The 25,889-nt window shown below is 69.4% G+C and carries 29 protein-coding genes; 19 read left to right on the forward strand and 10 right to left on the reverse strand.

What is annotated here, in order from left to right; translation table 11 throughout:
• Positions 1-294: 294 nt before the first annotated feature.
• Both HNR40_RS44825 and HNR40_RS44830 read left to right on the forward strand, forming a co-directional pair.
• Positions 295-675, forward strand: a complete 381-nt coding sequence (locus HNR40_RS44825; RefSeq protein ID WP_221341618.1) for a hypothetical protein — start codon at positions 295-297, stop codon at positions 673-675.
• A 566-nt stretch (positions 676-1,241) separates the two neighbouring features.
• Positions 1,242-1,826, forward strand: a complete 585-nt coding sequence (locus HNR40_RS44830; RefSeq protein ID WP_184972834.1) for a DUF4240 domain-containing protein — start codon at positions 1,242-1,244, stop codon at positions 1,824-1,826.
• 1,003 nt (positions 1,827-2,829) lie between these two features.
• On the opposite strand, the gene HNR40_RS44835 is transcribed toward HNR40_RS44830, so the two are convergent.
• Positions 2,830-3,492, reverse strand: a complete 663-nt coding sequence (locus HNR40_RS44835; RefSeq protein ID WP_184972836.1) for a response regulator — start codon at positions 3,490-3,492, stop codon at positions 2,830-2,832.
• Positions 3,489-4,790: a sensor histidine kinase gene (locus tag HNR40_RS44840; RefSeq protein WP_184972838.1), complete on the reverse strand. Its 1,302-nt coding sequence runs from the start codon at positions 4,788-4,790 to the stop codon at positions 3,489-3,491. Before HNR40_RS44840 ends, HNR40_RS44835 begins: the two co-directional genes overlap by 4 nt.
• Before the next feature lie 113 nt (positions 4,791-4,903).
• On the opposite strand from HNR40_RS44840, the gene HNR40_RS44845 reads away from it, so the two are divergent.
• Complete coding sequence (locus HNR40_RS44845; protein ID WP_184972840.1) at positions 4,904-6,307, forward strand: S41 family peptidase; 1,404 nt, start codon at positions 4,904-4,906, stop codon at positions 6,305-6,307.
• 29 nt (positions 6,308-6,336) lie between these two features.
• Here HNR40_RS44845 and HNR40_RS44850 read toward each other — a convergent pair whose 3' ends face one another.
• Positions 6,337-7,740, reverse strand: coding sequence for an MFS transporter (locus HNR40_RS44850; RefSeq protein WP_221341619.1), 1,404 nt, complete (start codon positions 7,738-7,740; stop codon positions 6,337-6,339).
• A gap of 78 nt (positions 7,741-7,818) precedes the next feature.
• On the opposite strand from HNR40_RS44850, the gene HNR40_RS44855 reads away from it, so the two are divergent.
• The 6 genes from HNR40_RS44855 to HNR40_RS44880 all read left to right on the forward strand — a co-directional run bounded on the left by HNR40_RS44855 (position 7,819) and on the right by HNR40_RS44880 (position 12,128).
• On the forward strand, positions 7,819-8,388 hold the full coding sequence (locus tag HNR40_RS44855) for a TetR/AcrR family transcriptional regulator (protein WP_184972844.1): 570 nt from the start codon (positions 7,819-7,821) through the stop codon (positions 8,386-8,388).
• A 137-nt stretch (positions 8,389-8,525) separates the two neighbouring features.
• Positions 8,526-9,038 carry an RNA polymerase sigma factor gene (locus HNR40_RS44860; RefSeq protein ID WP_184972846.1) on the forward strand — a complete coding sequence of 171 codons (513 nt, stop codon included), beginning with the start codon at positions 8,526-8,528 and terminating at the stop codon, positions 9,036-9,038.
• Entirely contained in the window at positions 9,035-10,270 is a 1,236-nt protein-coding gene (locus HNR40_RS44865) for a hypothetical protein (protein WP_184972848.1), read from the forward strand. The genes HNR40_RS44860 and HNR40_RS44865 overlap by 4 nt, the downstream gene beginning before the upstream one ends.
• A gap of 530 nt (positions 10,271-10,800) precedes the next feature.
• A complete protein-coding gene (locus HNR40_RS44870) occupies positions 10,801-11,682 on the forward strand; it encodes a hypothetical protein (RefSeq protein WP_184972850.1) in 882 nt (293 codons plus the stop codon).
• 30 nt (positions 11,683-11,712) lie between these two features.
• The gene (locus HNR40_RS44875; RefSeq protein ID WP_184972852.1) at positions 11,713-11,874 is read left to right on the forward strand and encodes a hypothetical protein; all 162 of its coding nucleotides are present in this window, start codon (positions 11,713-11,715) and stop codon (positions 11,872-11,874) included.
• A gap of 26 nt (positions 11,875-11,900) precedes the next feature.
• Entirely contained in the window at positions 11,901-12,128 is a 228-nt protein-coding gene (locus tag HNR40_RS44880) for a hypothetical protein (RefSeq protein WP_184972854.1), read from the forward strand.
• Here HNR40_RS44880 and HNR40_RS44885 read toward each other — a convergent pair.
• The 3 genes from HNR40_RS44885 to HNR40_RS44895 form a co-directional block, all read right to left on the reverse strand.
• Positions 12,125-12,913 carry a class I SAM-dependent methyltransferase gene (locus tag HNR40_RS44885; RefSeq protein WP_246510499.1) on the reverse strand — a complete coding sequence of 263 codons (789 nt, stop codon included), beginning with the start codon at positions 12,911-12,913 and terminating at the stop codon, positions 12,125-12,127. The genes HNR40_RS44880 and HNR40_RS44885 overlap by 4 nt on opposite strands.
• 117 nt (positions 12,914-13,030) lie before the next feature.
• A complete protein-coding gene (locus HNR40_RS44890; RefSeq protein ID WP_312896770.1) occupies positions 13,031-13,462 on the reverse strand; it encodes a MarR family winged helix-turn-helix transcriptional regulator in 432 nt (143 codons plus the stop codon).
• A complete protein-coding gene (locus tag HNR40_RS44895; RefSeq protein WP_184972856.1) occupies positions 13,446-14,465 on the reverse strand; it encodes a hypothetical protein in 1,020 nt (339 codons plus the stop codon). Before HNR40_RS44895 ends, HNR40_RS44890 begins: the two co-directional genes overlap by 17 nt.
• 125 nt (positions 14,466-14,590) lie before the next feature.
• Here HNR40_RS44895 and HNR40_RS44900 point away from each other — a divergent pair, with 125 nt between their 5' ends.
• Genes HNR40_RS44900 through HNR40_RS44925 form a run of 6 tightly spaced genes read left to right on the forward strand, consistent with a single transcriptional unit; the run spans position 14,591 to position 20,170 of the window.
• The gene (locus HNR40_RS44900) at positions 14,591-15,796 is read left to right on the forward strand and encodes an NAD(P)/FAD-dependent oxidoreductase (protein ID WP_184972858.1); all 1,206 of its coding nucleotides are present in this window, start codon (positions 14,591-14,593) and stop codon (positions 15,794-15,796) included.
• Positions 15,793-16,410: a DUF1365 family protein gene (locus tag HNR40_RS44905; protein WP_312896771.1), complete on the forward strand. Its 618-nt coding sequence runs from the start codon at positions 15,793-15,795 to the stop codon at positions 16,408-16,410. Before HNR40_RS44900 ends, HNR40_RS44905 begins: the two co-directional genes overlap by 4 nt.
• On the forward strand, positions 16,407-17,543 hold the full coding sequence (locus HNR40_RS44910; RefSeq protein WP_184972860.1) for an SAM-dependent methyltransferase: 1,137 nt from the start codon (positions 16,407-16,409) through the stop codon (positions 17,541-17,543). The genes HNR40_RS44905 and HNR40_RS44910 overlap by 4 nt, the downstream gene beginning before the upstream one ends.
• Positions 17,540-18,709: an SAM-dependent methyltransferase gene (locus HNR40_RS44915; protein WP_184972862.1), complete on the forward strand. Its 1,170-nt coding sequence runs from the start codon at positions 17,540-17,542 to the stop codon at positions 18,707-18,709. The genes HNR40_RS44910 and HNR40_RS44915 overlap by 4 nt, the downstream gene beginning before the upstream one ends.
• The gene (locus HNR40_RS44920) at positions 18,706-19,473 is read left to right on the forward strand and encodes a DUF1295 domain-containing protein (protein ID WP_184972864.1); all 768 of its coding nucleotides are present in this window, start codon (positions 18,706-18,708) and stop codon (positions 19,471-19,473) included. The genes HNR40_RS44915 and HNR40_RS44920 overlap by 4 nt, the downstream gene beginning before the upstream one ends.
• Positions 19,474-19,486: 13 nt before the next feature.
• On the forward strand, positions 19,487-20,170 hold the full coding sequence (locus HNR40_RS44925) for an SDR family NAD(P)-dependent oxidoreductase (RefSeq protein ID WP_312896772.1): 684 nt from the start codon (positions 19,487-19,489) through the stop codon (positions 20,168-20,170).
• Positions 20,171-20,186: 16 nt separating this feature from the next.
• Here the strand turns inward: HNR40_RS44925 and HNR40_RS56840 are convergent, their stop codons facing one another.
• On the reverse strand, positions 20,187-20,312 hold the full coding sequence (locus HNR40_RS56840; protein WP_281395826.1) for a hypothetical protein: 126 nt from the start codon (positions 20,310-20,312) through the stop codon (positions 20,187-20,189).
• 84 nt (positions 20,313-20,396) lie between these two features.
• On the opposite strand from HNR40_RS56840, the gene HNR40_RS44930 reads away from it, so the two are divergent.
• From HNR40_RS44930 to HNR40_RS44940, 3 genes are all read left to right on the forward strand, one after another.
• Positions 20,397-20,936: a hypothetical protein gene (locus tag HNR40_RS44930; protein WP_184972869.1), complete on the forward strand. Its 540-nt coding sequence runs from the start codon at positions 20,397-20,399 to the stop codon at positions 20,934-20,936.
• Positions 20,937-21,194: 258 nt separating this feature from the next.
• Positions 21,195-22,457: an FAD-dependent oxidoreductase gene (locus HNR40_RS57650; protein WP_184972871.1), complete on the forward strand. Its 1,263-nt coding sequence runs from the start codon at positions 21,195-21,197 to the stop codon at positions 22,455-22,457.
• A complete protein-coding gene (locus HNR40_RS44940; RefSeq protein WP_184972873.1) occupies positions 22,450-22,956 on the forward strand; it encodes a MarR family winged helix-turn-helix transcriptional regulator in 507 nt (168 codons plus the stop codon). Before HNR40_RS57650 ends, HNR40_RS44940 begins: the two co-directional genes overlap by 8 nt.
• Before the next feature lie 27 nt (positions 22,957-22,983).
• Here HNR40_RS44940 and HNR40_RS44945 read toward each other — a convergent pair whose 3' ends face one another.
• Both HNR40_RS44945 and HNR40_RS44950 read right to left on the reverse strand, forming a co-directional pair.
• Positions 22,984-23,322, reverse strand: coding sequence for a CocE/NonD family hydrolase C-terminal non-catalytic domain-containing protein (locus tag HNR40_RS44945; protein ID WP_184973115.1), 339 nt, complete (start codon positions 23,320-23,322; stop codon positions 22,984-22,986).
• Entirely contained in the window at positions 23,300-24,211 is a 912-nt protein-coding gene (locus tag HNR40_RS44950) for a CocE/NonD family hydrolase (RefSeq protein ID WP_184972875.1), read from the reverse strand. The genes HNR40_RS44945 and HNR40_RS44950 overlap by 23 nt, the downstream gene beginning before the upstream one ends.
• On the opposite strand from HNR40_RS44950, the gene HNR40_RS44955 reads away from it, so the two are divergent.
• A complete protein-coding gene (locus tag HNR40_RS44955; RefSeq protein WP_221341620.1) occupies positions 24,210-25,109 on the forward strand; it encodes a GlxA family transcriptional regulator in 900 nt (299 codons plus the stop codon). The two genes, HNR40_RS44950 and HNR40_RS44955, sit on opposite strands and share 2 nt — an antisense overlap.
• On the opposite strand, the gene HNR40_RS44960 is transcribed toward HNR40_RS44955, so the two are convergent.
• The gene (locus tag HNR40_RS44960; protein ID WP_184972879.1) at positions 25,021-25,851 is read right to left on the reverse strand and encodes a helix-turn-helix transcriptional regulator; all 831 of its coding nucleotides are present in this window, start codon (positions 25,849-25,851) and stop codon (positions 25,021-25,023) included. The two genes, HNR40_RS44955 and HNR40_RS44960, sit on opposite strands and share 89 nt — an antisense overlap.
• Positions 25,852-25,889 lie beyond the last annotated feature (38 nt).

Here is a 25,889-nt window from a genome sequence, read left to right on the forward strand (position 1 = left end):
TCCGGCAGTGAGGCCCGGAGAGCCGACTCTTGCTGTCACGTCAGCAGAATCTGGAGACACCATCGATCCCGCTGAGGGCATGCGAGCTTGCCAGGCCCCTTCCACCGGTCACAAGCCCTGCGACCCCGGACGCGCCACCGCCCAGCACGCCATGGATTCGGGAGCGGCCAGTCCGGCATGCGAAGCGACCCGGGTGAAAGAGAGACAATGAGGCTTGGGCTACGCGCTGCCCGCCAGGGTGGGCCGATGTAGACGATCAGCTCAATCAGAATCCCGCGCAACTTGGAGGTCGCCGTGGAAGGTCCAGATCTCGATGACTTTATCACTTTTGAAGAATTGGTGGCGCGAACACGTGAGATCGTATTGACCTCGATCCCCGTCGGGCGGGAGGCTATCCTGGAAATGGAAGAATCAATGCTGGCCGGTGAGAGAACTCCAACTCAGGCCGACTATATCTACGAGGTCGCCGTATCACTCTTCGAGGACCTCGTTGAGAACGGCAATGATGAATCAATCGCGGCATTCCTCCGAATGAGTGAGCGGCTTCTCGAGTTGGGTAGCGGACTTGTTACCGAAAATGTGGACGTCTATGTCGCGGGCAATCTGCGTCGGAATCACCCGTACCTCATCAGGCAAGCCGGTCCACGCTTGCGAGCGCTTGCCGCAGATCACTGACGGCGTCCGCCCGTTCAGTCGCCCGCCGTCGAGAAAACTGTCGAACGAGCACGGCCTCGGGGCATGCAGTTCAGCTGTAGGAACGTCAGCGTGAAGACGATGACGAGGACGCCCTTCTTGCCGAGCGCGCGCCTCAACTCATGCAGCGCACTCCTGGCTATCGAGGTGGCGGGCGAACCAGGCGGTCTCCGCTCACGAGTCCCGGGCGGGGGTTGGGGGCGACGGCTGTTTGCTCCATCAGCAGCGACAGTATCGCCTGGCCCCCGTTGGCTGGCCTGTCAGCGGCGTCCGAGGCGGCGTCGCCACCGCTCTCCGCTCCATATGTCGAGGTAGTCCGCTGTTGCCGGAGACGGTTACTCATTGGCGGGGAGTGTGCAGCAGGCCAGCGAGGGCGTGGCCGGCCTCTGGTTGAGCGGTCCGAAGTGGTAGAGGCCCAGTTGGCTGGCTAGCTCGCCAACGTGGAGGAGGGTGGCGGCGGTCTCCCGGCCGTGCCACACGACTCGCCCGTCGAGTCTGGAGATGCAGAAGCTCGCTGGCACGCAGCGAGAATGTGACGGAGGCGGACGGTGAACATCGACGAATTCTGGAAGTTGATCGACGACTCCGACTCAAGAGAGGAGCGCCAGCAAATCCGGGCCGCCCATCTACAGGAAGAGCTGAAACGTCGGCCACATTCGGAGATCATAGATTTCCATGCCCATTTTCTTGCCCTTAGGCAGAAGGTGAACACGTATCGTACGTGGGGGGCGTTCGGCCATCTTTTCGGATCACCATCCACCGACTCTTTTCTGGATTTCCAAGCCTGGCTTGTCGGGCTCGGAAAAGAATCATTCGACCTGGCGAGTAGCGACGCCGACAGCCTGTGCGATGTCCCGCAGGTTCGGGAATGGGTAGTTCGACTGATGAACCCCGCATTCGAAGCCGACCCTTCTATAGGCTACTTTCCCGGCTTTGAGCTCTTGGCCTATGTTGCGCGCCGCGCGTATCGAGAGAAAGCCAATGGCGAGGCGACCGGCTTCGACAACGCATTGAGCGAAAGAGGTCTCGAGCAAATGCAAGAGCCAGCGGATGAATATTGGGACATTCAGGATGGCGATGAGATTGCCGGACGCCTTCCGCGCACCGTCGCTTTCCTCCGAAGCCTTTTCTAGGATCAGCTGGCTGGCGTCCTGCGAAGAACTTGGACCCTCCGTCCTCGATCTTGTCGACGCCAGCAGCCGACCCCGACGTGACTGCCTGGCCTTCAGCTGGGCGGCCGGTGGGTGGCAGTGTCCCTGCTCAGGTGCGGTGAGTGCGGCGGGGATGCGGCTGCCCACCGCAGGGAAGAGCATGGCGCCGATTTGTCGATCGGGGACGAAGGCGTAGTCGTCGAACAGGAGGTAGATGAGAGGCGGGCGCGCTTTCTCGGGAGGTTTGCTGTCGTCGGTCATGCCGCCGGAGATGAGCCAGTGCGGGCGGTAGTTCGGTTTGACCAGAAGAACGTGCTCGTTCTCATCGGTGATGAGGGCGCCGGTGGCGGCGAGCCGGGCGCAGTAGAGCTCTGGCCCGCCCCTGGGCAGTGCTGCGTGATCGGTGATTGGCTGAGCAGTTCCCTGGCGCGCTCAGCTAGTGATTTAACCGTCCGATGGTTGTGAAGCCGCTTCGTGGGCTGCGAGCTCTTCCGGACTGCCGACGAAGGCAGGTCGGCACCCGGGCGGGAGGCGTTCCACGACCATGGCGACGGCCCCTGTGCGCGTCCTGCCATCCGGCCTCGACGAGGTCGGTGCTTGATGGGCTGGTCGTCATGGCGACATCATGCACGTTGCGACTGATCCAGGCGAAGACAAGGGGCTTTCGATCGAGGGATGGGCTGGCTCGTGAACCTGCTCGCGCACATTTCCTTCTACGCACCTTCGATGCCAGCGCTCGGAGCTCCCGCGTCCGAGAACCTGGGATGCGGCCAACCTCAAGGCATGTATTCGCCGGTCAGGCGACCGTGTGGCTCATGTTCCAAGCGGTGACCTGGCCGGTCCTGGCGGAGAATTCGCAGCTCATCGGACTTCCCGGGCCGTTCAGGACACCTTCAGGTCCCGAACCGGCGCGAACCCGCCTCAGGCCCTGCACCGACAACCATGGCACCGGGCCGAGGAGGGGTGAGCCACATCGCCCCGCCGCTCAGACGTTGCCCGCTCTGACCAGCCCGCACTCATAAGCCAGCACTACAGCCTGGACCCGGTCACGGAGTGCAAGTTTGGCCAGGATCCGGCTCACATGTCCCTTCACGGTCCCCTCGGTGAGGAAGAGGCGGCCGGCGATCTCCGCGTTGGACAGGCCGCGGGCGACCAGTTCGAGCACCTCGAGCTCACGTCTGGTGAGCATGCGCAGTTCGTGTTCGGAGCGGGGGAGGGGGTCCGCGCTCGTGCCGATGTGCCGCTCGATCAGGCGTTTGGTCACGGCGGGGGCGACGATCGCATCGCCCCGGGCGACCGCGCGGATCGCCGAGAGCAGGTCGGCGGCCAGGGTGTCCTTGAGGATGAAGCCGCTGGCGCCGGCCCGGAGCGCCGCATACACATACTCATCGAGGTCGAAGGTCGTCAAGATCAGGACGCGGGGTCCGTCGAAGCGGTCGCGGACCAGCCGGGTGGCCTCGAGGCCGTCGACGTCGGGCATCCGGATGTCCATGAGCACGACGTCGGGCGCCGATTCGGCGACCGTCGCCACCACCTCGGCACCGTCGGCGGCCTCCCCGACCACGACCATGTCCTCGGCGTTGTCGAGGATCATCCGGAGGCCGGCGCGCAGCAGGGCCTGATCGTCGACGAGCAGCACCCTGATCATGCCGGCACGCCTGTGTAAGGGAGACGAACCCGTACGGCGAAGCCCCGCCGCTCACCAGGCCCGGTGCTGATCGTGCCGCCCAGCACCGCCACCCGCTCACGCATCCCGCGCAGCCCGTTGCCGCCCTCATCAGGTAGCAAAGTGGCCAGACCATCATCAACCACCTCGACGAGCAGGTCACGCTCGCCGTAGGTCACGTTCACCCGGGCGCGGGCACCGGTTTCGGTGTGTTTCATGATGTTCGTGAGGGCCTCCTGAACGATCCGGTACGCCGCCAGGTCGACGGCGGTCGGCAGTTCCTCCGGTGAGCCGTCGACGTGCAGATGGACGGGGGTTCCCGAGGCGCGTACCTGGTCGATGAGGTGGGGGAGCCGCGCGAGTCCCGGAACCGGATGGGTGGCGGACGGCCCGCTGGCGGCCAGGACGTGGCGCAGGTCGGCCAGTGAGGCGCGCCCGGTCTCGACGATGGTGTCCAGAGCGGCGAGCGTGTCCTGCGGGTGCTTGGGGAACGCGGCCGTTCCCCCTTGTGCCTGCATCACGATGACCGACAGGCCGTGGGCGATGACGTCGTGGAGTTCGCGGGTGATCCGGGCGCGTTCGGCGGCGGCGGCCAGGGCGGCCTGCTGGTCGCGTTCGCGTTCGAGGTCGCGGGCACGCGCGGTCATCTCGTCCAGGTACGCGCGGCGGCTGCGCGCGCTGGACCCGATCGCCCAGCCGGCCACGAGCACGGGCGTCAGGATGGGGATGCCGCCCCAGTCCGTCGGTCCGAGCGGCAGCGTGGGCTGCTGGTCGGGCACGGGGAGGGTGGCGGCGTTCGGTTTGCGCACGACGAGTTCGGCCTCGGGTTCTGGCGAGCCGCGGAAGACCCAGCCGTCGACCCGGCCGTCGAAGGCCACGTACACCGACCAGCCGCACGCAGCGACCACGGCGCCGCCGAGGAGGGCGAGCGACACCGTGCGCCGGTGGCGCAGCGCGACGGCGTGGAGCGTGATCGGGACGGCCAGGTCGGCAGGCGCCGGCCCGGCGATCACCGCCATGTGCGCCACGGTCGCCCCGCAGGCGACGATCAGCGCCGCGATCGGCCACCTGCGGCGCGCCATCACGGTCAGCACGCAGATCGCGCTCGCCAGCCACCAATACGTCAGCTGGGGTGGCCAGGGCCCGTCGATCGGCAGGCCGACGCCTTTGCGCACGCTGCTGTCGGCATCATGGAGTACGGCCGTGCCGAGAAGCAGGACGAGGGCCACGCCGGCGTCCTGGATCGCCGGTCGGCGGATGGCGGCCACGAAGGTGTCCATGTCGCGGCGAGCCTAGAACCTGGGCCATATGGCGGCTATATGTCGCAAGTCAGGTTCGAGACCATGACCGTGGACAGATCCGCGATGGCGTCGCTCCCGCCCAGTCTTGACGCATGAGCCTCCGACTGTTTCTCACCGCATCGGCACTGACCGCGAGCGTCCTGGGCTGCACGGGAGCGGGCGCGACCGCGGCGGTCGCGGAGCCGTGCGCGCCCGCTCCCATGGGCGAGGCGCCGCCGCTCAAACCGACCACCGCCGGCACAATCGAGCAGGCCTTCGCGTGCATCCTCACCAAATTCGCCGGTGGTCCCGCGCTGAACCATCAGGTGCTGCTCAGCGCCGCGTTCGCCGGGTTCACGCAGGAACTTCAGCGCCGGGGCAAGGACCAGCCGGACGCCACGATGCCCGCGCTGACCGGCGACCGCACCCGCGACCTGACCGCGTTCAGCACCGTCTACCAGCGCATCACGGACAAGCTGCCCGACGATCCCGAGCTCCGGCAGACGGTCGCCGAGGCCACGATGAAGGCCATGGTGGCCGTCCTCCACGACAACCACGCGGCCTGGATACGGGAGGCGCCCGGCCCGCCTCCAAAGAAGGTCGAACCTGGACAGATCATCGAGTTCGGCACCGGCATCGCCGGATACTCGCCGGCCGAGGACGACCCGGCAGGGCGGCCACCGCTGTTCATCACCATGGTGCGCTCCGGCAGTCCGGCCGCACGACTCGGCCTGCGGCCCGGCGACGTGATCCGTACCGTCAACGGAGCCCCCGCGCTCGTGGACGGCCGTCTGTCCAGAAAAACGGTGGAGGTCCTCCTCGGCGACCCCACCTCCAAGGCGCCGGTACGGCTGGCGCTCCACAGGCCCGCCACCAACCGCGACTGGAAGGTGACCATCAAGCCCGCCACCTACCCGGGATCGCCCCTCGGCTTCTCCCAGCGGCTGAAGGGCGACATCGCGTACGTGAAACTCGCCGGCTTCCTCCCGGGCGGCGAGAAGAAGGTGTTCGCGGACCTCGCCAAGATGGGCAAGGTCCACGGTCTCATCCTCGACCTGCGCGGCAACGGCGGCGGCTTCCCCGGCACCGCCAACAAGCTCGTGAGCGCCTTCGCGCACGGCAAGACCATCGGCCACCTGTGCGACGTGAAGGGCGCCTGCGAGCCCAAGCGCACCGACGACACCGTCCCCCTGCTGAACCTGCCGCTCGTCGTCCTCACCGACCGCGGCTGCGCCTCCGCGTGCGACGCCTTCAGCGCCGCGGTCAAGGACCTCGGCCTGGGCAAGCTGGTCGGCACCCGTACGGCCGGCATCGTCTCCGGCCCGGCCGGTGGCTTCCTCCTCAACGACGGAAGCATCCTGGAACTGCCCACCCAGTACGGCCTGGGCCCGAACAAGGAGATCATCAACACGATCGGTGTGGCGCCCGACCACTTCGCGCCGGTCACCGCCGACGACCTGTCGCGCGGCCACGACCCCGGCCTGACGAAGGCGCGGGAGATCATCGGCGGCATCTAGAGGATGGCCGTCCGCCCACGCCCGGCGGCTCAAGACGTGGGCCGGACTGCCTGGCCTTCCGGCTGTCCGGCCCGGACGTCCCTCGGCGTCCGGGCCGAGGTCAGCCACAGGCCGGTGAACACGGCGCAGGCCAGCGTCACGGCCCCCGCGGCGAGGAAGGCGGTGTTGAGGCCGGACTCGAAGGAGGCGCCGCCGGATTCCCGCGTGTGGACGATCGCCCCGAGCACCGCCACGCCGAGCACCGCGCCGATCTGCCGGGTGGTGCTGCTGACGCCCGAGGCGAGGCCGCCCTCCTGCGGGCTGCCCGCCTGGATGGCGGCCCCGGTCAGCGGCGACATGGTGAGAGCGAACCCGATGCCGACGACCGTCAGCCGCCACCACACGTTCCCGTAGCCGGTGTCGGCGTGGACGAGGCCCAGCGCCAGCAGCCCCAGCCCGGCCAGCGCCAGGCCGATGCCGACGACGACGCGGTAGCCGTACCTGGCGGCGAAACGGCCCGCGTACGGGCTGACGATCACCATGGCCACGGAGAGGGGCAGGGTACGCAGCCCGGCGACCAGGATCGAGGTGTTCTGGACGTAGACGAAGAACTGGGAGAAGAAGAACGAGGACCCCATCAGCGCGAACCCGACCACGACCATCGCCGTGTTGGACACCGTGAACAGCCGCTCACGGAACAGCCGCAGCGGCAGCATCGGCGTCGGCACCCGGCCCTCGACCACGACGAACGCGGCCAGGAGCACCAGTCCGGCGGCGAAGCTGCCCAGGATCACCGGCGAGGTCCAGCCTCGGGAGCCGCCCTCGATCAGGCCGTAGGTCACCGCGCCCACGCCCGCGACGGACAGGAGCGTGCCCGGGACGTCGATCGGCGGCGCGCCCGGATTGCGGGACTCTCCCAGCACACGCAGCCCGGCCAGCAGCAGGACCGCCCCGATGGGCACGTTGACCAGGAAGATGGCGGGCCAGCCGAAGGACTCCACCAGGATCCCGCCCGTCAGCGGCCCGGCGGCCAGGCCGATGCCGCTGAACCCGGCCCACAACCCGATCGCCCTGACGCGCTCTCCCGGGGCGGGATACGCGGCGGCGAGCAGCGCCAGTGAGGCGGGGCTCAGCGCCGCGGCACCGACGCCCTGCAGCACCCGCCCGGCGATCAGCCAGCCGATCGAGGGCGCGAGTGAACACACCACCGACGCGGCCGTGAACACCACGACCCCGGCAAGGAACACCCGCCTGCGGCCGAACCGGTCGGCGAAGACGCCGCCCGACAGCAGCAGCATGGCCACCACCAGCACGTAGGCGTCGACGATCCACTGCAGGCCGGTCAGCCCGGTGTGGAGCCGCTGCTGCATGTCGGGCAGGGCGGCGCCGACGATCGTGTTGTCGAGCAGCACCATGAACTGACCCGCGCAGGTCAGCGTGAGCAACCCTTTCACGCACATCCTCCTAAAAGCAGTTAACGACTGCGTTTAGAAAGACTCTAACGCAAGTCTCGACTGCGTTAAGGTGAAGGGGTGGATGAACAGGGGCGGGCCAGGCGGCTCGGCGGGCGCAGCGCCCGGGTTCGCGCGGCGGTGCACCAGGCCGTCACCGACCTGGTCGGCGAGCGCGGCTACGGAAACTTCACCGTCGGCGACATCGCGGCCCGCGCTGGCGTGGCCGACACCAGCCTCTACCGCCGGTGGGGCAACCTCCAAGCCCTGCTCAGCGATGTGCTGCTGACCCGGCTCAACACGCAGGCGCCGATGCCCGACACCGGCAGCCTGGCCGGCGACCTGCGCACCTACGCCGGCATCGTGGTCCGCGAGGTCACCGGCCCCGACGGCCTGGCGCTGGTACGGCTGACCGTCGCGCTGTCAGGCGAGGGACAGCAGGGCCTACAGGCGCGCGACGAACTCCTGGCCGACCGCACCAGGCAGTTGCAGGCCATGCTCGACCGCGCCCGCGACCGCGGCGAGGACCCGCCCGACGCACTGGAGGTGCTGGACCACCTGCTGGCGCCGATCTACATGCGCGTCCTGTTCGGCGCGGACCCGCTCACCCCTGACTACCTCGACAGGCTGGTCGACCGGCTGCTCGCCTGACCCGCCGCGGCCACTTTCGCGCCCCACGCAGGGCTGATCAGGCAGTACGCGGCTCCGCCGGGGCGATCCGGCCGCCGACATGTCGTAAATTTTTCGCGGACCGGTAATCCGGAGGGCCCCTCGAGACAGTTCTAGATGTGGACGATCCAGAAGAACGATTCACCAACCTCTATGACCGGCACTACCGGAACGTGCTCGGCTACGCCCTGCTGCGTGCCGAGCCGGCCATGGCGGAGGACCTGACCAGCGAGACGTTCCTGGTCGCATGGCGGCGTCTGGACGACCTGCCCGACCAGCCGCTGCCGTGGCTGCTCGGCGTGATGCGCAACATGCTGCGCAACCAGCGTGTCCGCCGGCTGCGCAGCGACGAGCTGATCGCGCGGCTGTCCGGGCTGAGCTCCTTCGTCGAAGGCGACGTCGCCGAGCGGGTAACCGGCCGGCAGGAGGCCCTCGCCGTACTGGCAAGCCTGAGCGAACAGGACGTCGAGGCGGTGGTGCTGGCCAACTGGTACGGCCTCACACCCGCGCAGGCCGCCGAGGCGGCTGGCTGCTCGCCGCGCACCTACAACGTCCGGCTGCACCGCGCACGCCGTCGTCTGGCCGACGCGCTCAAACTCCCGCCGCACTTCGTCTTTCAGGGACAGCCATGAACGACAGCGACCCCATCAATGAACTGATCACCGAGCTACGCCCGGACACGCTCACCGAGGACGCCTACCGGCGGCGCCGCTCGGCCGATCTCGCCCGCGCGTTCCAGACCCCTCGAACCCCTCACCACCTTCGGAGATTCTCCATGGCCAAGCGCCGACCCCTGACGTTGTTCGCCGTCGCCGCGGCGGGACTCGCCGCCGCGGTGATCGTCGTCCCGCAGTTCGTCTCCGCGGACCAGACGACCGGCGCTCCGATCGCCGCGCGGCCCTCCGGCGGGCAGGCGACCCCGGCGCTGCCACAGACGGGCGCCGCCGCGAACACCCGCACGATCCTGCTCGCCGCGGCGAAGGTGGCCGCCGAGGAGCCGATCACCTCGGGCAAGTTCTGGTACTCGCGGGTGCGCACCGTGCAGATGGTCCACGTCGCCCCCCTGGAGTACAAGGCCAAGCTCATGGAACTGGACGCCGAGCTGAAGGCCAAGGAGGCGCGGCTCAAGGACAAGCCCGCCGAGCTGGAGGCCGCTCGCAAGGAGTTCCACGACAAGGTCGGCGCCCTGAAGACGGCCGAACTGCCCTACACCGCGACCCGCGGCGACACCGCCGAAAGCTGGCGATCGCTCAAGAACGCCACCGGCCGCTCGGTGAGGAACCAGGACGTGAAGATCGAGTTCGCGACTCCCGAGGACCGCGCCAAGTGGCAGCAGGCGGGCTCGCCCAGGTTGTCCGAAGACGACCGGCCGAAGACGAAGGAAGGCGCGCCCGAGGGCATCGTCTCGATCGGCAACGACAGCCTCACCTGGTCCAGCATCGCCCAATTGCCGACCGGCAAGGCGGCGCTGAAGGCCAAGCTGCACAGCATGTACGAGCAGGGCGACAAGCAGACGCCGCTCGCCCTGTACATGTGGCAGACCGGCGCCGACCTGCTGTCCGCCCCGATCACCCCGGGCACCAGGGCCGCCCTCTACGAGGTGCTGGCCGACTCCACCTCCAAGCTGACGTCGCAGACGGGCGTGGCCGACGGCGAGGGCCGTACCGGGGTCGCCCTGGAGACGACCGGGCCCGATGACAGCGGCGCGGCCGGCCGGATCACCTACCGGCTGATCTTCGACGACAAGACCGCCAAGCTCCTGGAGCTCGACGTCATCGAAGCGGGCAAGGCGACGCCGCTGCTCCGCCAGACCTACGAGGCCATGGGCTACGTCGACGACCTGACCGCGAGGCCGACCCAATAGCCCGGAGCGCCAGACCGTCCCGGCAGGCCTCAGGCGGGGGCCGATGTCTGCCGGCGCACCCCTCACGAGCGCAGCCCCGCTCCCGGATGTTTCGGTCAGCCGTCGGTGGTGCGTTCCAAGGGGCTGTAACGCCCATTTTCCCGGGCGGGATGTTCCTCTGGAGACGAGGGGGACATCGTGCGTCGGTTGCGTGGCATGGCATGGGCAGCGGGGTGCCTACCGGCATTACTCGTGGGAGCGGGCGGGTGCGCCGGGGACGAAGTCCCGGCCACGATCACGACCACCGTCACCGCATCGCCCACCGAGACCAAGAGCGAGCCGGTGGACACCGGGCAACCGGCGGGGAGGCGCACGCCGCTCCCGTGCCCGTCCGGCGGCGGAGACTCGGTGCCGGCTCCATGCCCGTCACTGGAACGGACGGAGATTCCGTTGCCGGCCATCACCGTCCCCCAGCCCTCGGGGACAACTGATCCGGAGACGCCGACTCCCTCGGTCAGCGAGCCCGAGGCGATCCCGGAGACGGCCGCGCCATGACGGCCGACCCGCCCGAGGCAGAACGGCCCCGGCCGCTCGACGTCGTGGCCCTGATCACGCTGCTGGTCGCCACGGGCGCGGCCATCCTCATCTACATGGGCTGGGCCTATCTGGACGGCTACCTGCGACCGTTCTCCCTGAAACCGACAGACCTGAACTACCGCCCGGACGAGTACGCGCTGTACGGGCTCAACCTGTTCTCCCCGGCCTACCTGCCGTGGATGACAGCCGTCCCCCTGGCGCTGGTCATGGTCGCGCACCGGCAAGATCTGCTGCCCTTGGTTCCGGCACGGTTGCGCGCCGCCGGCGGTGCCGTCCGCTCGCACCGCGTCCTGCGCCGGCTGGGCCACTCGGTCGCCGTCGGTGCTGTCATCACCGTCGCGGCCATGGTCCTGGCGGCAGCCGCGTTGTCGGGAAGGGCCATCAGCACCTACCTGCTGCTGGCCCCGGCCATCGTCGGGCCGTTGCTGCTCACCTGGCCATCGAGAGGAACGCCGCTGGGACGAGTGGCCTTCGCCATGGCCGCCGCCGTCTCCATCTTCTGCCTGCTGTGGGCGGCCGCGGTGTATGCCCTGCAACGTGGTACGCACATGGCGTGGTCCGTCATGGAGAGGCCTGCCGACCAACCCCAGGTGGCGCTCTACAGCGCGGACACCCTGGCGGTCAACGCCCTCAACGTCGGACGCGAGACGTTCGGCCAGGGCGCGTTCAAGTACCGGTACACGGGCCTGCGCCTGCTGCTCGTCCGCGGGGAGACCTACTACCTGATTCCCGCCATCCCGCGGGCCGACTGGGCCAAGGGGCATGGCCGGACCTTCGTGTTCAAGGAAGAAGACGACATCCGCCTGGAGATCCTTCCAGGCTCCCGCCAGAGTTGAGCACGCGCGGCGGGAAGGAGCGCCGGGGACATGCTGCCGGGCCGGGGCCGCACGCTGGCGCGTCTCACCTTCCGGGCCGCCGAGGTCGTCGCCTGCCAGATCGAGATGCTGGAAGACCGCATCGAGGCGTTACGCGGCCGGCGACCTGGCCTCGCTCACCGCGTGGCTGGATCCCGCCGGGCTCGGCCGTAAGTCGATGCGAGCGGACGGGCCGGAACGTGTGGTGCAGGGCGGCATCCACGGGTCGCTGGACGTCCTCCATCGAGGCCGTCGAGGAGGCGCTGCCGCAGCTGGAGGAGATCCACCGCGACTCCCCGGCGACCCTGCTCCACGTCGTCGCGCACATGCGCGAGGCCGACACGGCTGCGGCCATGGACCTGCTGGAGAGGGTCGCCGCGCTCGATCCGGAGTTCGCCGCCACGCGGCCGCGGGTCTTGTGGCCTTAGATCAGGGAGTACACGCGGGTGGTGCCGAATATGCCGTCGGCTGCTCGCCACCGGGGGAGCGTCGTGCGCACGTGCTGGAATCTGCCGGTGCCCAGCAGGTACTGCTCCTCGACGGGGTTGAAGTAGATCAGCGTGATGGGGCGCGGGCGCCTGTCGGCCGAGGCGATCAGTTGTTTCATGACGGAGGCGAAGATCTCGCCTCTGAACGGGTTGTTGAGGAACACCACGCTGACGTCGTCGGGGATGGAGTAGTCCAGGACGTCGGAGTGCACCAGTTCGATCTCGTGGGCCCGCAGTCTGAGGGTGGTGGTGTCCACGTTGTCGCGTGCCATGTCGGTGAGGTCGGATGAGAGTTCGACGCCGATCACCCGCTTGAAGGCATAACGGCTGGCGGCCTCCAGGACCATTCGGCCTTTGCCCGAGCCCATGTCGAGGAAGACGTCGCGCTCGTCGATGTCTCGGACGGGCAGGGCTCGGCGCAGGGTGCCCCAGTGGGCGGGGGAGTAGTAGACACGTTCCGGATGCTCGAGCCCGAAATCGTCAAGGTCGACGAAGTCGGTCGTGCTGACGCCGAAGCGCCAGTCGTACAGCATCCGTGCCAGCCAGCGACGCCATCCGCGCAGCCGTACGAGGAAGCTGCCGCTCATCATCATGGCCTCTTCGACGACGACGGCGCCCTCGTAGACGGTGAGGGGCGCGCTGGTCGCGAGAAGCCCGAGCAGCAGCGGCGCTCCCAGCTTCACGGGGGAACGGCGGACGCCGGACAGCCTGTCGACCAAGGTCATGGCACGCCTCCTGAGATCACGGCCGGCGCAGCGACCACCGCTGAACCGGGACACACTCTTGTACCGTTGATCGCAATCCGGGCCGTGCGAGTTTCACCTCGTACCCCAACGATCTGGTCAGGCGATGGCGATCAGCTTGATGAGCTGCCGTCTGAACTGGTCGTAGTCGTCCACGGCGCCGAGTAGTTGCTCCGAGGTGCGTTCGGCCTCGTGGGCGAGTGCCAGGGTCGCGGTGCCCGATTCGGTGATGGTCACCGAGACGCGCCGCCGGTCCCGCTCGTCTGCCTGCTTGCCGACGTATCCGGCGCGCCGCAGGTGCTCGATCGTCCGGCTCATCGTCTGGTCCGTCACGCGGCAGAGCCCCGCCAGTTCGCGCTGGGTGAGCGGCCCTTCGGCCAGGTGATGCAGGGCGATCAGGCCGGCGTGGGTCAGTCCGTGCGCGGCGAGGAACTCATGGAAGCGCCCCTCCACCAGGCGTGCGGCCACCGACAGCAGCCGGCCGGTGGGCCAGGAGTCGATGTCGGCCACCCGCTCATTGTTCCACCTCACGATCGTGAACCTGGTCAGGAGATCGCAGCCTTTTCGTGACCGCCAGGCCGAGCCAGATCATCCCGGCGAGCACGGCCACCAGGAGGTATTCGATCGCCGGGATCCGGCCCACGGCCAGCACGCCGGACAGGTCGTGGCGCAAGCCGTACACCAGGAGGGCGCCGAAGGCGTAGGCCAGTCCCAGCGACCAGCGCACGCCGCGCGTCAGACCCACGCCGTGCATCTGGGTGATGACGAAGACGCCGAGGAAGCCGAACAGGAACATCGGCCAGATCCCGTCCGGCCCGCCGCTCATCACGGCGACGAGCGTGCCGTGGACGGCGACGGCCAGCTCCAGGGTGAGGGTCCACCGGCGGTTGGTGTGGGCGCGGGTGAGGAACAGGCTGCCCTGCAACAGCAGCAGGAACATGTAGAAGAAGCCGATCAGGTGGCCGCTGGTGGCCTCCATGGGGTGGTACCAGAAGGTGTAGACGGCGGCCCAGCTGAACAGGTAGCCGTGATAGCGGCGGGCGAAGCGGACCACGCGGGCGCCGATCGGGGCCGGTTTGCCGAAGAACATGCCGCGCCGGCGGTTCTCCATGAGCAGGACGACCACCAGCAGCAAGATCACCGAGCCCTGGGAACTGAAGATCGACACATCCTGCGCCAGGCCGTCGTAGAACAGCTGCGTCTGGGCCATGTGCAGGGCGATGAAGACGGCGTTGACGACGAGCGCGACGACGTTGACCGGATGCAGGCCCCGTGTGTAGCGGCCCACCCTGGTCTGCGCGTAGTAGATGAGGCCCCATAGGGCGAGCTGGTGGGCCGCGTAGGGGAGCCAGGCCGACAGCCGGGTCCACAGGGTCGGCTCGGGCAGCTTCCAGTAGTACCAGGACGCGCCCTGGTCGGGCAGGAGCGTGACGCCGTGCAGGCGCTGGCCGAGCAGCCAGACCAGGGCGGTGATGAGCGCGCTGGCCAGCACGCCCGCGGTGAGGATCCGGCCTGGGCCCCAATTGTTCAGCATGCTGACTATTGTGCTTATGCTCAGCCTGCTGAACAAATTCCTCCGCGAGGGCAACCGCCGGCCTGCCGGCTCCGAATAGGCGTATGTGGGGCTGTTCGACCGATTCCCTTTCTGAGGAAGTGATCATGGAACGACGCAGGATCGCGGTGATCGGCAGCGGCATCGCCGGTCTCACCGCGGCCTACGTGTTGCAACGAGACCACGACGTCACCCTGTTCGAGGCCGACGAGCGGCTCGGCGGCCACGCGCACACCCACGACGTGCCGACCGGCGCCGTGGACAGCGGCTTCATCGTGCACAACCGCCGGACCTATCCGCTGCTGACGCGGCTGTTCGCCGAGCTCGGGGTCGAGACCCGCGCCTCGCAGATGAGCCTGTCCGTTTCGTGCGCGGGTTGCGGGCTGGAGTACGCGGGCGGCAAGGGACTGACCGGGCTTCTGGCCCAGCGCCGGGTACGGCCGGCGTACCTGCGCATGCTGGGTGAGGTGCCGCGTTTCCGCCGTGCCGCGCGGCGCGCGCTGGCCACAGGTCAGGATCAGACGCTCGGTGAGTTCGCCGGCGGCTTCACCTCCTACTTCGGCACGCACTTCCTCACGCCGCTGATCTCGGCGGTCTGGTCGTGCGCACCGGCCACGGCCCAGCGGTATCCGGCCCGCCACCTGTTCACCTTCCTGCGCAACCACGGGATGCTGGAGGTGGGCGGATCTCCGCGCTGGCGCACCGTCGTCGGCGGCTCGCGCGCCTACGTGGAGCGCATCGCCAAGCACCTGCCGGCCGTGCGCACGAGCTGCGCGGTGAGTGAGCTGCGCCGCTCGGGCGAGGGCGTGGAACTGGTCGCCGATGGCAGGCACACCTTCGCGGCCGCGGTCGTGGCCACCCATCCCGACCAGGCGCTGCGCCTGCTGGCCGAGCCGACACCCGCCGAGCGCGAGGTGCTCGGCGCCTTCACCTACTCGCGCAACGAAGCCGTCCTGCACACCGACACCACCGTCCTTCCGCGGGCCGCCGGGGCGCGGGCGTCGTGGAACCTGCGCATGGACTGCCGTGCCGGCGCCGTGCCTAGCGTGCGGGTGAGTTATGACATGGATCGGCTTCAGGGCCAGCCGTACCTGGTCAGCCTGGGTGAACCGATCGCCGCGCACCATGAGATCGCGCGCATGGTCTACCGGCATCCGGCCTACACCCCCGAGTCGGTCGCCGCGCAGCGGCGGCTGCCCTCGCTCAACGACGCGTCGATCGCCTTCGCCGGCGCCTATCAGGGCTGGGGCTTCCACGAGGACGGCTGCCGCTCCGGGCTGCTGGCCGCTCAGGCGCTGGGCGGTGACTGGTGATCCTCTACGAGTGCGTGATCACCCACGCCAGGGCCGAGCCGGTGCGCAACATCTTCCGCTACCGCAGCGTGTTGTGCCTGGCGGACGCCGATGATCGGCCGCGCAGGTCGCCGGTCGCGCCGCCCGCGGGCCGCGGTGACCTCGACGTGTTCCTGGCCCGCCACGAGCTGGCCGCCGACCGGGTGCTGACCCTGGCCCACCACCGGCTGCTGGGCTGGGCCTTCGACCCCTTGCGGGTCCATTGGTGCTTTTCTGGCGGACGGCTGGCCGCCACGGTCGCCGAGGTGCGCAACACCTACGGCGGGCGCCACCGCTACCTTCTGCGGCCGGGCGCACGCGAGGTCGCCAAGGACTTCCACGTCTCGCCCTTCAACGAGGTCGACGGCTTCTATCGCATCGATCTGCCGATCCCCGACGAACGGCTCCGCCTGACGGTCACCCTGCACCGGCAGGGCAGGCCGCCTTTCGCCGCCAGCGTGCGCGGACGCAGGGTGCCGGCCATGAAGGCGCGTCACATCCTGGCTCCGGTCTTCACCAGCGCCCGCATCCGCCGCCAGGGGATCGGCTTGTATCTGCGTGGGCTCACGATCCAGCCACCAGGAGTGAACCGATGACCGCCTGGTTGCGCGCCCAACTGGCCCGGCAGCTGTTCCTGCACGTGGTCAGAGGGATGGGGCCCGCGCTGGAGGGGCTGCGGCTGCGCAGGCCCGCGGACTTCTTCCACCGCGTGGGCGCCGATGGGCTGATCGGGTTCGGCGAGTCCTACGTGGCCGGCGACTGGGACGCCGCCGACCTGGTCGGGGTCCTGACGGCACTGGCCGGCGACGTCGACCGGCTGGTGCCCGCGCCATTGCACAGGTTGCGGCGGCTGGCCCTGCCGAGGGCTCCGCTGGCCGTACGCGGCACGCCGGGCGGGGCGCGCCGCAACGTCGCGCGGCACTACGACCTGTCCAACGAGCTGTTCGCCGCCTTCCTCGATGAGAGCATGACCTACTCCGCGGCCTGGTTCGCCGATCCGGCCGCCGCGACGTGGGACGACCTGGCGCCCGCGCAGTATCGCAAGATCGACCGGCTGCTGACGCAGGCGAGGGTCGGGCCGGGCACGCGTCTGCTGGAGATCGGCAGCGGATGGGGCGAACTGGCCATCCGCGCCGCCCGGCGAGGCGCCGAGGTGGTCTCGATCACCCTGTCGAAGGAGCAGGCACAACTGGCCGGGGAACGGGCGCGCGCCGCCCGCCTGCCCGCACCGCCGGAGTTCCGGCTGTGCGACTACCGCGAAGTCGGCGGCAGCTACGACGCGATCATCAGCGCCGAGATGATCGAGGCCGTCGGCGCCCGGCACTGGCCGGAGTACTTCGCGGTGCTCCAGCGCCGCCTGGCCCCGGGCGGCCGGATCGCGTTGCAGGCCATCACGATGCCGCACGATCGTTTGCTGGCCACACTCGGCACGCACACGTGGGTGCAGAAGCACATCTTCCCCGGCGGCATGCTGCCCTCCATCCCCGCGATCGAGAGCCTGCTCGGGCCGCTGCGCATCGTGGCGCGGCTGTCGCTGCGCGAGCACTACGCCCACACCCTGAGGCTGTGGAGCGAGCGCTACACGCAGCAGCGCGACCTCATCAGCAAGCTCGGCTTCGACGAGACCTTCCATCGCATGTGGAGGTTCTATCTCGCCTATTCCGAAGCCGGATTCCGCTCCGGCTACCTCGACGTCTGGCAGCTCACCATGGAAAGGGGACGCCCTTGACGACGATCGCGGCACGGGCGGGACACTCGATCGACGCGCTCTTCGGCGGGAAGCCGCCGGTGGCGATCCGGTTCTGGGACGGCAGCACACACGGCGACGGCCCGGCACTCGAATTGCGCAGCCCCATCGCCGCCCGGTACCTGCTGTGGAGTCCGGGCGAGCTCGGCCTGGCCAGGGCCTACGTCAGCGGTCACCTCCGCTTCGACGGTGACCTCACCCAGACCCTTCGGCAGGTACGCGCCGCGCCCGCCTTCCGTCCCCGCCCGCGCGACCTGCTGGCGCTGATCCGGCTGCCGGGCGTGCTCGGCCCCCGGCCGGCCGCTCCCGCCGCTGAGGTACGGCTGCGCGGCCGATCGCACACCCGGGGGCGCGATCGCGCCGCCATCGCCCACCACTACGACCTGTCCAACGCGTTCTACCAGCTCATCCTGGATGATTCGATGGCCTACTCGTGTGCCGTCTTCGAACCCGGCGACGATCTGGAGCGGGCGCAACGCCGTAAGCTCGACCGGATCTGCGACCACCTGCGGCTGCGGCCAGGCATGCGGATCCTCGACGTCGGCTGCGGCTGGGGATCACTGGCCCTGCACGCGGCGCGCGAGCGCGGGGTGGCGGTCGTCGGCGTCACGCTGTCGGCCGCCCAGCGGCAGTTCGCCCTCGACCGGGCCGAGGGACTACCGGTGGAGATCAGGTCGCAGGACTACCGCGACCTCTCCGACGGCCCCTACGACGCGATCTGCTCCATCGAGATGGGCGAGCACGTCGGCCGGGCCGGCTACCCCGGCTACGCGGCCGCGCTGCATGGTCTGCTGCGTCCCGGCGGCAGGGCGCTCATCCAGCAGATGTCGCGCGATCGCCGGCCCGGCGGCGGGCCGTTCATCGAACGCTACATCGCCCCCGACATGCACATGAGACCGTTGGAGCGGACCACGGCGATGCTGGCGGCAGCGGGGTTCGCGGTGGAGAGCACCGATGCGCTCGGCCACCACTACGCGCGGACCGTGCAAGCCTGGCAGGAGCGCCTCCACGCGCACCTGCGGGAGGCGAGGGCGCTGATCGGCGCCGAACGCACCCGCGTGTGGCAGTTGTACCTGGCCGGTGGCATGCTCGCCTTCGAGCAGGGCCGCATGGACGTCCATCAGATCGTCCTGAGGAGAGGCCGATGAGCGTTTTCCTGTCCTGCCTGGCCTTGGTGGCTCTCCTCATGGTCATCACGTTCGCGGTGGCTATCAAGGCGGGCAAGCACGTCGTGATCGATGTGGCCTGGGGCCTCGGCTTCGCCGTCATCGCGCTGGCGGCCTTCGTACTGGGCGGCGGTGACCCGCTGCGACGGGTCCTGTTGCTCGTTCTGACCTGCCTGTGGGGGCTGCGGCTGGCCCTGCACCTCGGCCGGCGGGTCGCCGGCGGCGGCGAGGATCCGCGTTATGAGGCGCTATTGGCCAAGGCCCCGGGCAGCCGCGACGCCTACGCCTTCCGGATGATCTACGTGACGCAAGGCCTGATCATGGTGTTCGTCTCGCTGCCCGTCCAGGTCGGCATGACCACGACCGGGCCTATCGGCTGGCTGGGCTGGGCGGGCGTGGCGTTGTGGCTGGTCGGGTTCGTCTTCGAAACCGTCGGCGACTGGCAGCTGGCCCGCTTCCGCGCCGACCCCACGAGCAAGGGACGCGTGCTCGACACCGGTCTGTGGCGCTACACACGCCACCCCAACTACTTCGGCGACGCCGTCATCTGGTGGGGACTCTTCCTCATCGCCGCCGAACACTGGCCCGGCGTCCTGACCCTTCTGTCTCCGCTCGTCATGACGTACTTCCTGCTCGCCAAGACCGGCAAGCCCCTGCTGGAGCGTCGGCTGTCGGCCACACGGCCGGGCTATGCCGACTACGTCCGCCGCACCAGCGGCTTCGTCCCTCTGCCGCCCAAGCGCTGACATGGTCATCGTCGTGACGGGCGGGACCCGCGGCATCGGCCGCGGGCTCGCCGAGCAGTTCACCAGGCATGGCCATCAGGTCATCACCGGCGGTTCGCGGGACAGCGACGTCCGCGATCGCCGCCGGCTCCAGGCACTGTGGGACACCGCCGTCGAGCGCCACGGCAGAGTCGACATGTGGATCAACAACGCCGGGATCACCCAATCACGTCTCCCGCTGTGGGAACTGCCCGAACACCAGGCGCGTGACGTCGTGGACGTCAACCTCACCGGTGTGATCAACGGCTGCGCGATCGCCCTGGCGGGGATGGCCGGGCAGGGCCACGGTCACGTCTGGAACATGGAAGGACTCGGCAGCGACGGCCGCGCGGTGCCCGGACTGGCCGTCTACGGAGCGACCAAACGGGCCCTGACCTACCTGACCAAGGCCCTGGCGAAAGAGGTGCCCGACGGGGTCTCGGTCGGCCTGCTCAGCCCCGGCATGGTCACCACCGACCTGCTGTTGCACGAGCTGACGCCCCGTTCCAGGAAGATGTACGACATCCTGGCCGACCGGGTGGAGACCGTCACGCCCTGGCTGGCGCGGCAGGCACTGACCAAGGCCGTCAACGGCGCGCACGTACGCTGGCTCACCCCCCGCAAGGTCCTCTACCGGCTGGCCAGCGCCCCCTTCACCAAACGCAAAGTGATCTCCTAAAAGACACCCCGCCTGATCAGCGCCTGCGCATGCGCAACTCGCCGTCGCCGATCTGGTGGACGACGACCCGCACGAGCAGGACCGACATGGCGATGGCGATGATAGATCCGATGGAAATCATCACGACGAACCAGAGCCCCATGACATCTCCTTCCGTTACGTCTCACAGGTGCCTTCGCCAGGCGAGGCAGTACGGACGTCGGCGTTCGGCAAAGGGATGGTAGGCATGGCGGAGCACGCCGACCCGCGGCTGGAAGCACTGCTGGACGCCCTGGACGCAGACCTGCCGTTCGTGCGGTACCGCATCCGCCGGTTCCCGCAGGGGCCACGGTGTGCCGTCCTCAGTGTTCACGAATCGACGCGCATTCTCGTGTTCGTCCAGGATCGGCAGTGGGTCTGTGTCACCGAGACGACCGCGGGCCGGGTGTCACGGCAGACGCTGGGAACGGTTGAAGAAGCTCCGAAGATCATCGTCAGCCGCATCCCGCTTCTGCACGTCGGACGGCCTGCCCAGGGCCGCGCGGTCCGGCTCGCCCGTGCCCTGGGCCTGGGATTCGCCGCCGCGATCGGGGCCGGCGTCCTGGCCGCCGCCCTGATGGCCATCCTCGTCCTGGGCAACGGCTACGGATACGGCTCGGACGCAGTTCGCACATCCATCAACATCCTCGCCCTGGTCATCGGCGCGGCCGTCGGCGCCTGGGTGGCACGCCGCTCCTGGCGGGCCGGCCGTACCCGCCGCGACGGATCCCGGCGCCCGCCAACGTGATCGCGGCGCGGATCACGTCAGCGCGGCGGTGATCCTCCGCACGGCCGCGCGCCCACCCACCATCAGCCCGTACGGCGGGACTTCGGCGACCGGCGACGCACCGTACAGCCGCGGCCCCTCGAAGTCGCAACCAGCGACCTGAATCGGCGCGGTCGATGCGAGCGTTCTTGATCGGATTGCGTCGTCGGGCGGTAGCCCGCCGCGTACATAATCAGGTACCTTATTCTTAAGTATCAGGTTCCTGATTCGAGGTGAGCCGTGAGAGTCGTGATCATCGGAGCTGGGATGGGCGGGCTGACGCTGGCCCAGGCGCTGCGTGGGGCGGGGATAAACGTGGTCGTGCACGAGCGGGATCAGGCGGTGGAGTCCACCGGCGGATATCGGCTCCATCTGGACGAGCGCGCCTGCCGGGCGCTACGCCGCCACCTCGCGCCAGGTCACTACCAGGCACTGCTCGCGAGCTCGGCGGGGCCGCGGTCGTTCACTCGGTTCGCGGTCACCGACCACCGGATGCGGCTGCTGTTTCAGGAGCCGCGCGATGGGGCCACGGAGACGCTGATGATCGGCCGGATCCCGCTGCGCCGGCTGCTGGCGGAGGGCCTGGGGGAGGCGCTGCGGCTGGGCTCGGAGTTCACCGGATACCACACGAACCCCGACGGCACGCTCACCGTGTCCTTCGCCGACGGCCGCACGGAGGCCGCTGACCTGCTGGTCGGCGCGGACGGCGTGGGGTCGCGGGTCGCGGCGGCGCTGGCCGGGCGCCCGACGTCGGCCCCCGTGGGGGTGAGCGGCATCGCCGCTCGCACGCGGCTGACCGCCGACACCAGGCCGCTGGTGCCCGCCCTGTTGGCGCAGGGGCCGGCGCTGGCGTTCGGTCCCGGCGGCACCGGGCTGTTCCTCAGCCTCCACGACCTCGGCTCCGGTTCCATGGTCGATCCCGCGGCCTGTGCGCAGGTCAAGCCGATCATCGAGCCGCCCGCACTGATCTGGGGGCTGCTGGCGCCGGACCGGACCTACCCTGGTCGGCCGAGGGAACTCGACAGCGCCGCTCTGATCCGGCTCACCGACCGGCTGCTGCGCGGCTGGAGCGCGCCGGTCCGCGCGCTGGTACGCGCCGCCGACCCCGCCACGGCGGCCTTCTTCGGCTTCCACGCCGTCGCCGAGGACACCGATCTCACCCCGTGGCCGGCCGGCGCCGTCACCGCGCTCGGCGACGCTGTGCACGCGATGCCGCCCACCGGCGGCATGGCCGCGGCCACGGCGATCCGCGACGCCGACATCCTCGCGCAAGAACTGATCCAGGTACGCGAGGGCACGTCCACGATCCCGCTGGCGGTGCACCGATTCCAGACCCGGATGGCCGACTACGCCCCCGCGGCCGTACGCACGTCCATGCAGCCCTTGAGCTGGATGAACCGGCTCGCCACCCCCGTGGGAACGCAGGCGGCCCGCCTGGCCCTGCCGGTCTTCGCCTCGGCCGCCCGGCTGGGCCGTACCCTGGCCGGAGCCCGCAATGCCTGAGAAGTCCGAGACGCGCGCGAGTCAGGTGGCAGGACAAACCGGTGTGCCGGACCTGCCGCTCTGGGAGTTGATCCAGACCTCCTACATCGTCGCCCGAGGTTTCACCGAGGTCTTCGGAACGGTCGGGCTCACCCCGGTCCAGTTCGGCGTGCTGGCCTCGCTCGCCGACGGCGAAGACCTCAACCAGGCCGAACTCGCCCGAGTGATCATGGTGCGGCCACAGAGCCTCGGCGAGGTGGCGGTGACGCTGATCGAGCGGGGCCTCGTCGAACGCGAAGGGCCGGGCGGTCGCGGCCGGCGCGCGAGCCTGCGGATCACCCCGGCAGGCCAGGCGGTGCTGGACCGCGTCTTTCCTGCGGTGATGGCCTTCAACGCTCCCCAGGCGATGGGCCTGTCCGACGAGGACGCCGAAGCGCTGACCCGGATGCTACGCACCGTCCGCAACACCCTCTCCGCCCGCGACGAGCCCACCCATCGCCAGCCACCCTCCCCCTCCTGACCAGGCCGGCCGCGCCGTCCCGCAGCATCATCCACCACGCGGCGCGAAGACGACTTCTTCCACAACCGCCAAGTCGTCAGCCTCGGTGAACCCCGCCGTCTCGACCCCGCCAAAGAACGCCTTCAGGCCCTGAGGTGCCGAAGGGTGGAGCCGGACGAAGCCGTCGCTGACGTTGCGGGAGCGTCCTTGGGCGTCTCCTTCTGATACGCGCACGAACAGGTCGGCGAAGGGGTTGTCGGAACTGTGGCCCAGTTCTACCAAAGGGCTGCCGGCGACCTCGAGCTCCGTGGTCAACGGCTCCGACGTGAATGTCAGCACATCGGAACGCGAGGCGAGCGCGCTGTCATCGGCATAGCCGGCGGTCACTCCGGGGAAACTTGGGTGACGAACGCGCCGCCGTACGTGGGAGCCGGCTGGACGGGGTCGTAGGTGAACTCGCTCGCTTCTCCCGCGTCGGCCGGTTGAGCGGCCAGGAGATTGCCGGAGCGGGGATGAAGGATCTGCTCGGCCGTCGCCGGCGGCCAGGCCGGAAGGTCGCGCTACCCCTCGCCGGGCCGCTGCGGAACACCTTGACCGGCGTGACGCGCCGCCGGGCGCTCGATCCGGCAAGGTGCTCGTCGAACCAGGCGAGGGCTTCGGGCAGCAGGATGCGGGCACCCCCGGCGCCCGCCTGGGCATGCGTCCACGGGCCCACGGTGAGCCCGGCATCGACGCCCCGCCCGGCCAGCCGCGCGTACCCCGTCAGCGTCTGGCGAAGAAAGCCGTCCTGCCAGCCGCCCTGAACCAACACGGGGACCCGCACCCGATCCAGCGCCTCGGTCAGGTCGGCGCGCTTCCACCACGGGTGGTCCAGATCCCGCCGGCTGACCCACTCGCGGTACCAGGGCGCCTTCCCGCCCATCAGCCTTTCGGCGGCACCGGCCAGCGGAAGCGCCGCCAGGGCCTTCTTGACACGGCCACGCGACGAGAGAATCCCCAAGATGCGAGGCAGGATGGGCTTCTCCTGCTTGCTGGTGGCGAACGACCATTCGAACACCGTGCTGAGCAAAAACGCCCCGCCCGTGTAGACAAACGCACCGAAGTTGTGCGGCGCGCACGCGATGACCGCGGCGGCCAGTTCCGCAGGCGGATCCTTCAGCAACGCCCCCGCGGCGAAGCCAACAGATGAGAAGTCGTGCGTGGCGAAACGCCCGTCGAACCACGGCTGTTCGCGCATCCAAGCGACGATGTCGGCCGCGTCGTCGGCTTCGCGCATGTGCGGCCCGTACACACTGACCGTCTGCACGGAACACCCGGGTCACGTTCCGGTGCACGGCGGTCCCGCCCTGCACGTCCCCGAGGGTCTCGACGCCCTCGCGTCCGACGGGACCGTCATCGTCCCCGGATACCTGGAACCGAACCCGCCGTCCGCCGAGGTCACCAGCGCGCTGGCGCGGACGGCGGCTCGGGGGAGCCGCATGGTCTCCATCTGCACGGGCGCGTTCGCCCTCGCCGCCGCCGGCCTGCTCGACGACCGGCGCGCCACCACGCATTGGCTGTACGCCCCGGCGCTGGCCCGCGAGTATCCCCGGGTGAAGGTGCGGCCGCAGGAGCTGTACGTCGACGAGGGCCAGGTGCTGACCTCGGGCGGCGTCACCGCCGGCCTCGACCTGCGCCTGCACCTGGTCCGCCGCGACCACGGCGCCCGCCTGCTCGTGACCGCACCGCACCGCACCGGCGGTCAGGCCCCGTTCATGGACCCTCCGGTACGGCCCGCCCCGTCCGAAAGGGCATCGGTTTACGAATGGGCCCTGCGCAACCTGCACCGGCCACTCACCGTCGACCAGCTCGCAGACCAGGCGGGCCTCTCACGCAGAACGCTGATCCGCCGCTTCCACGCCGACGCCGGCCTGCCACCCATGCGATGGCTCCTCGACGCCAGGCTCGCCCGCGCCCGTGAACTCATGGAATCCACCGACCTGACCATGGAGGCCGTGGGCCGGCGATGCGGCCTGGGCACCCCCGCCAACTTCCGCACCCTGTTCAGAACGCACGTGGGCATCCCAATACCGCGACACGTTCGCCTCACCGGCTCTGGAGAACCGATGACAGCCTCCGCGAGGTCTCCTCATCGTCGGGGGTCATCACCACCAGCCGGTGGCCCGTCTCCGTGACGTCGGTGGACACGAAGTTCAGCCGGAGAAGCCCCACCAGCGGACTCTCAAGGCGTTTCACCTCGTAGTGCTGGAGCAGCACATCATGGCGGCTCCACAACCGCGCGAACTCGTCCGACTGCTCCAGCAGTCGCCCGACCACGCTCGAGGCATCCGTCCCGGCGCCCGCCACGGCACGCATCCTCGCCACCATCCTGGTCGCGACGATGTCGTCATCGACGTACCGGCTGCGCCAGTCCGGGTCGGTGAAGAACTGCACGGCGCAGTTCCGTTCCCCGGACGGGATCAGATCCATATCAGTGAAAAGGTGCCGGTAGGCCCGGTTGTAAGCCACCACGTCGAACAGCCGCGTCTGCAGACAAGCGGGAAAGGGATCCAGCTTGTCCAGCACGGGCTGAAAGGCCGCCAGCAGAGCCGGGTCGCACACGACCGGATCGGCGAGCGGTGTCCGCACCCCGGCGAGCCTCCGCAAGTGCTGCGTTTCCACCTCATCCAGCCGCAACGCCCGGCCGACCGCTCTGAGCACCTGCGTGCTGACGTTGATCGGCCGCCCCTGTTCGAGCCACGTGTACCACGTCACCCCCACCCCGGCGAGCACCGCGACCTCCTCGCGCCGCAGGCCCGGCGTGCGACGCCGGCCGGTGGCCGGAAGCCCGACGCTGCCGGGACTCAACCGCTCACGCCGGGTGCGGAGGAAGTCGCCGAGCTCACGCCGGGCGTTCGGGGAGATCGTGTCGGTCATGACTCCATACTGCTGCACCTGCGGTTGCCCAGCCAGGT

Origin of the sequence: Nonomuraea endophytica, assembly GCF_014203235.1 — a bacterium.
Taxonomy (GTDB): domain Bacteria; phylum Actinomycetota; class Actinomycetes; order Streptosporangiales; family Streptosporangiaceae; genus Nonomuraea; species Nonomuraea endophytica.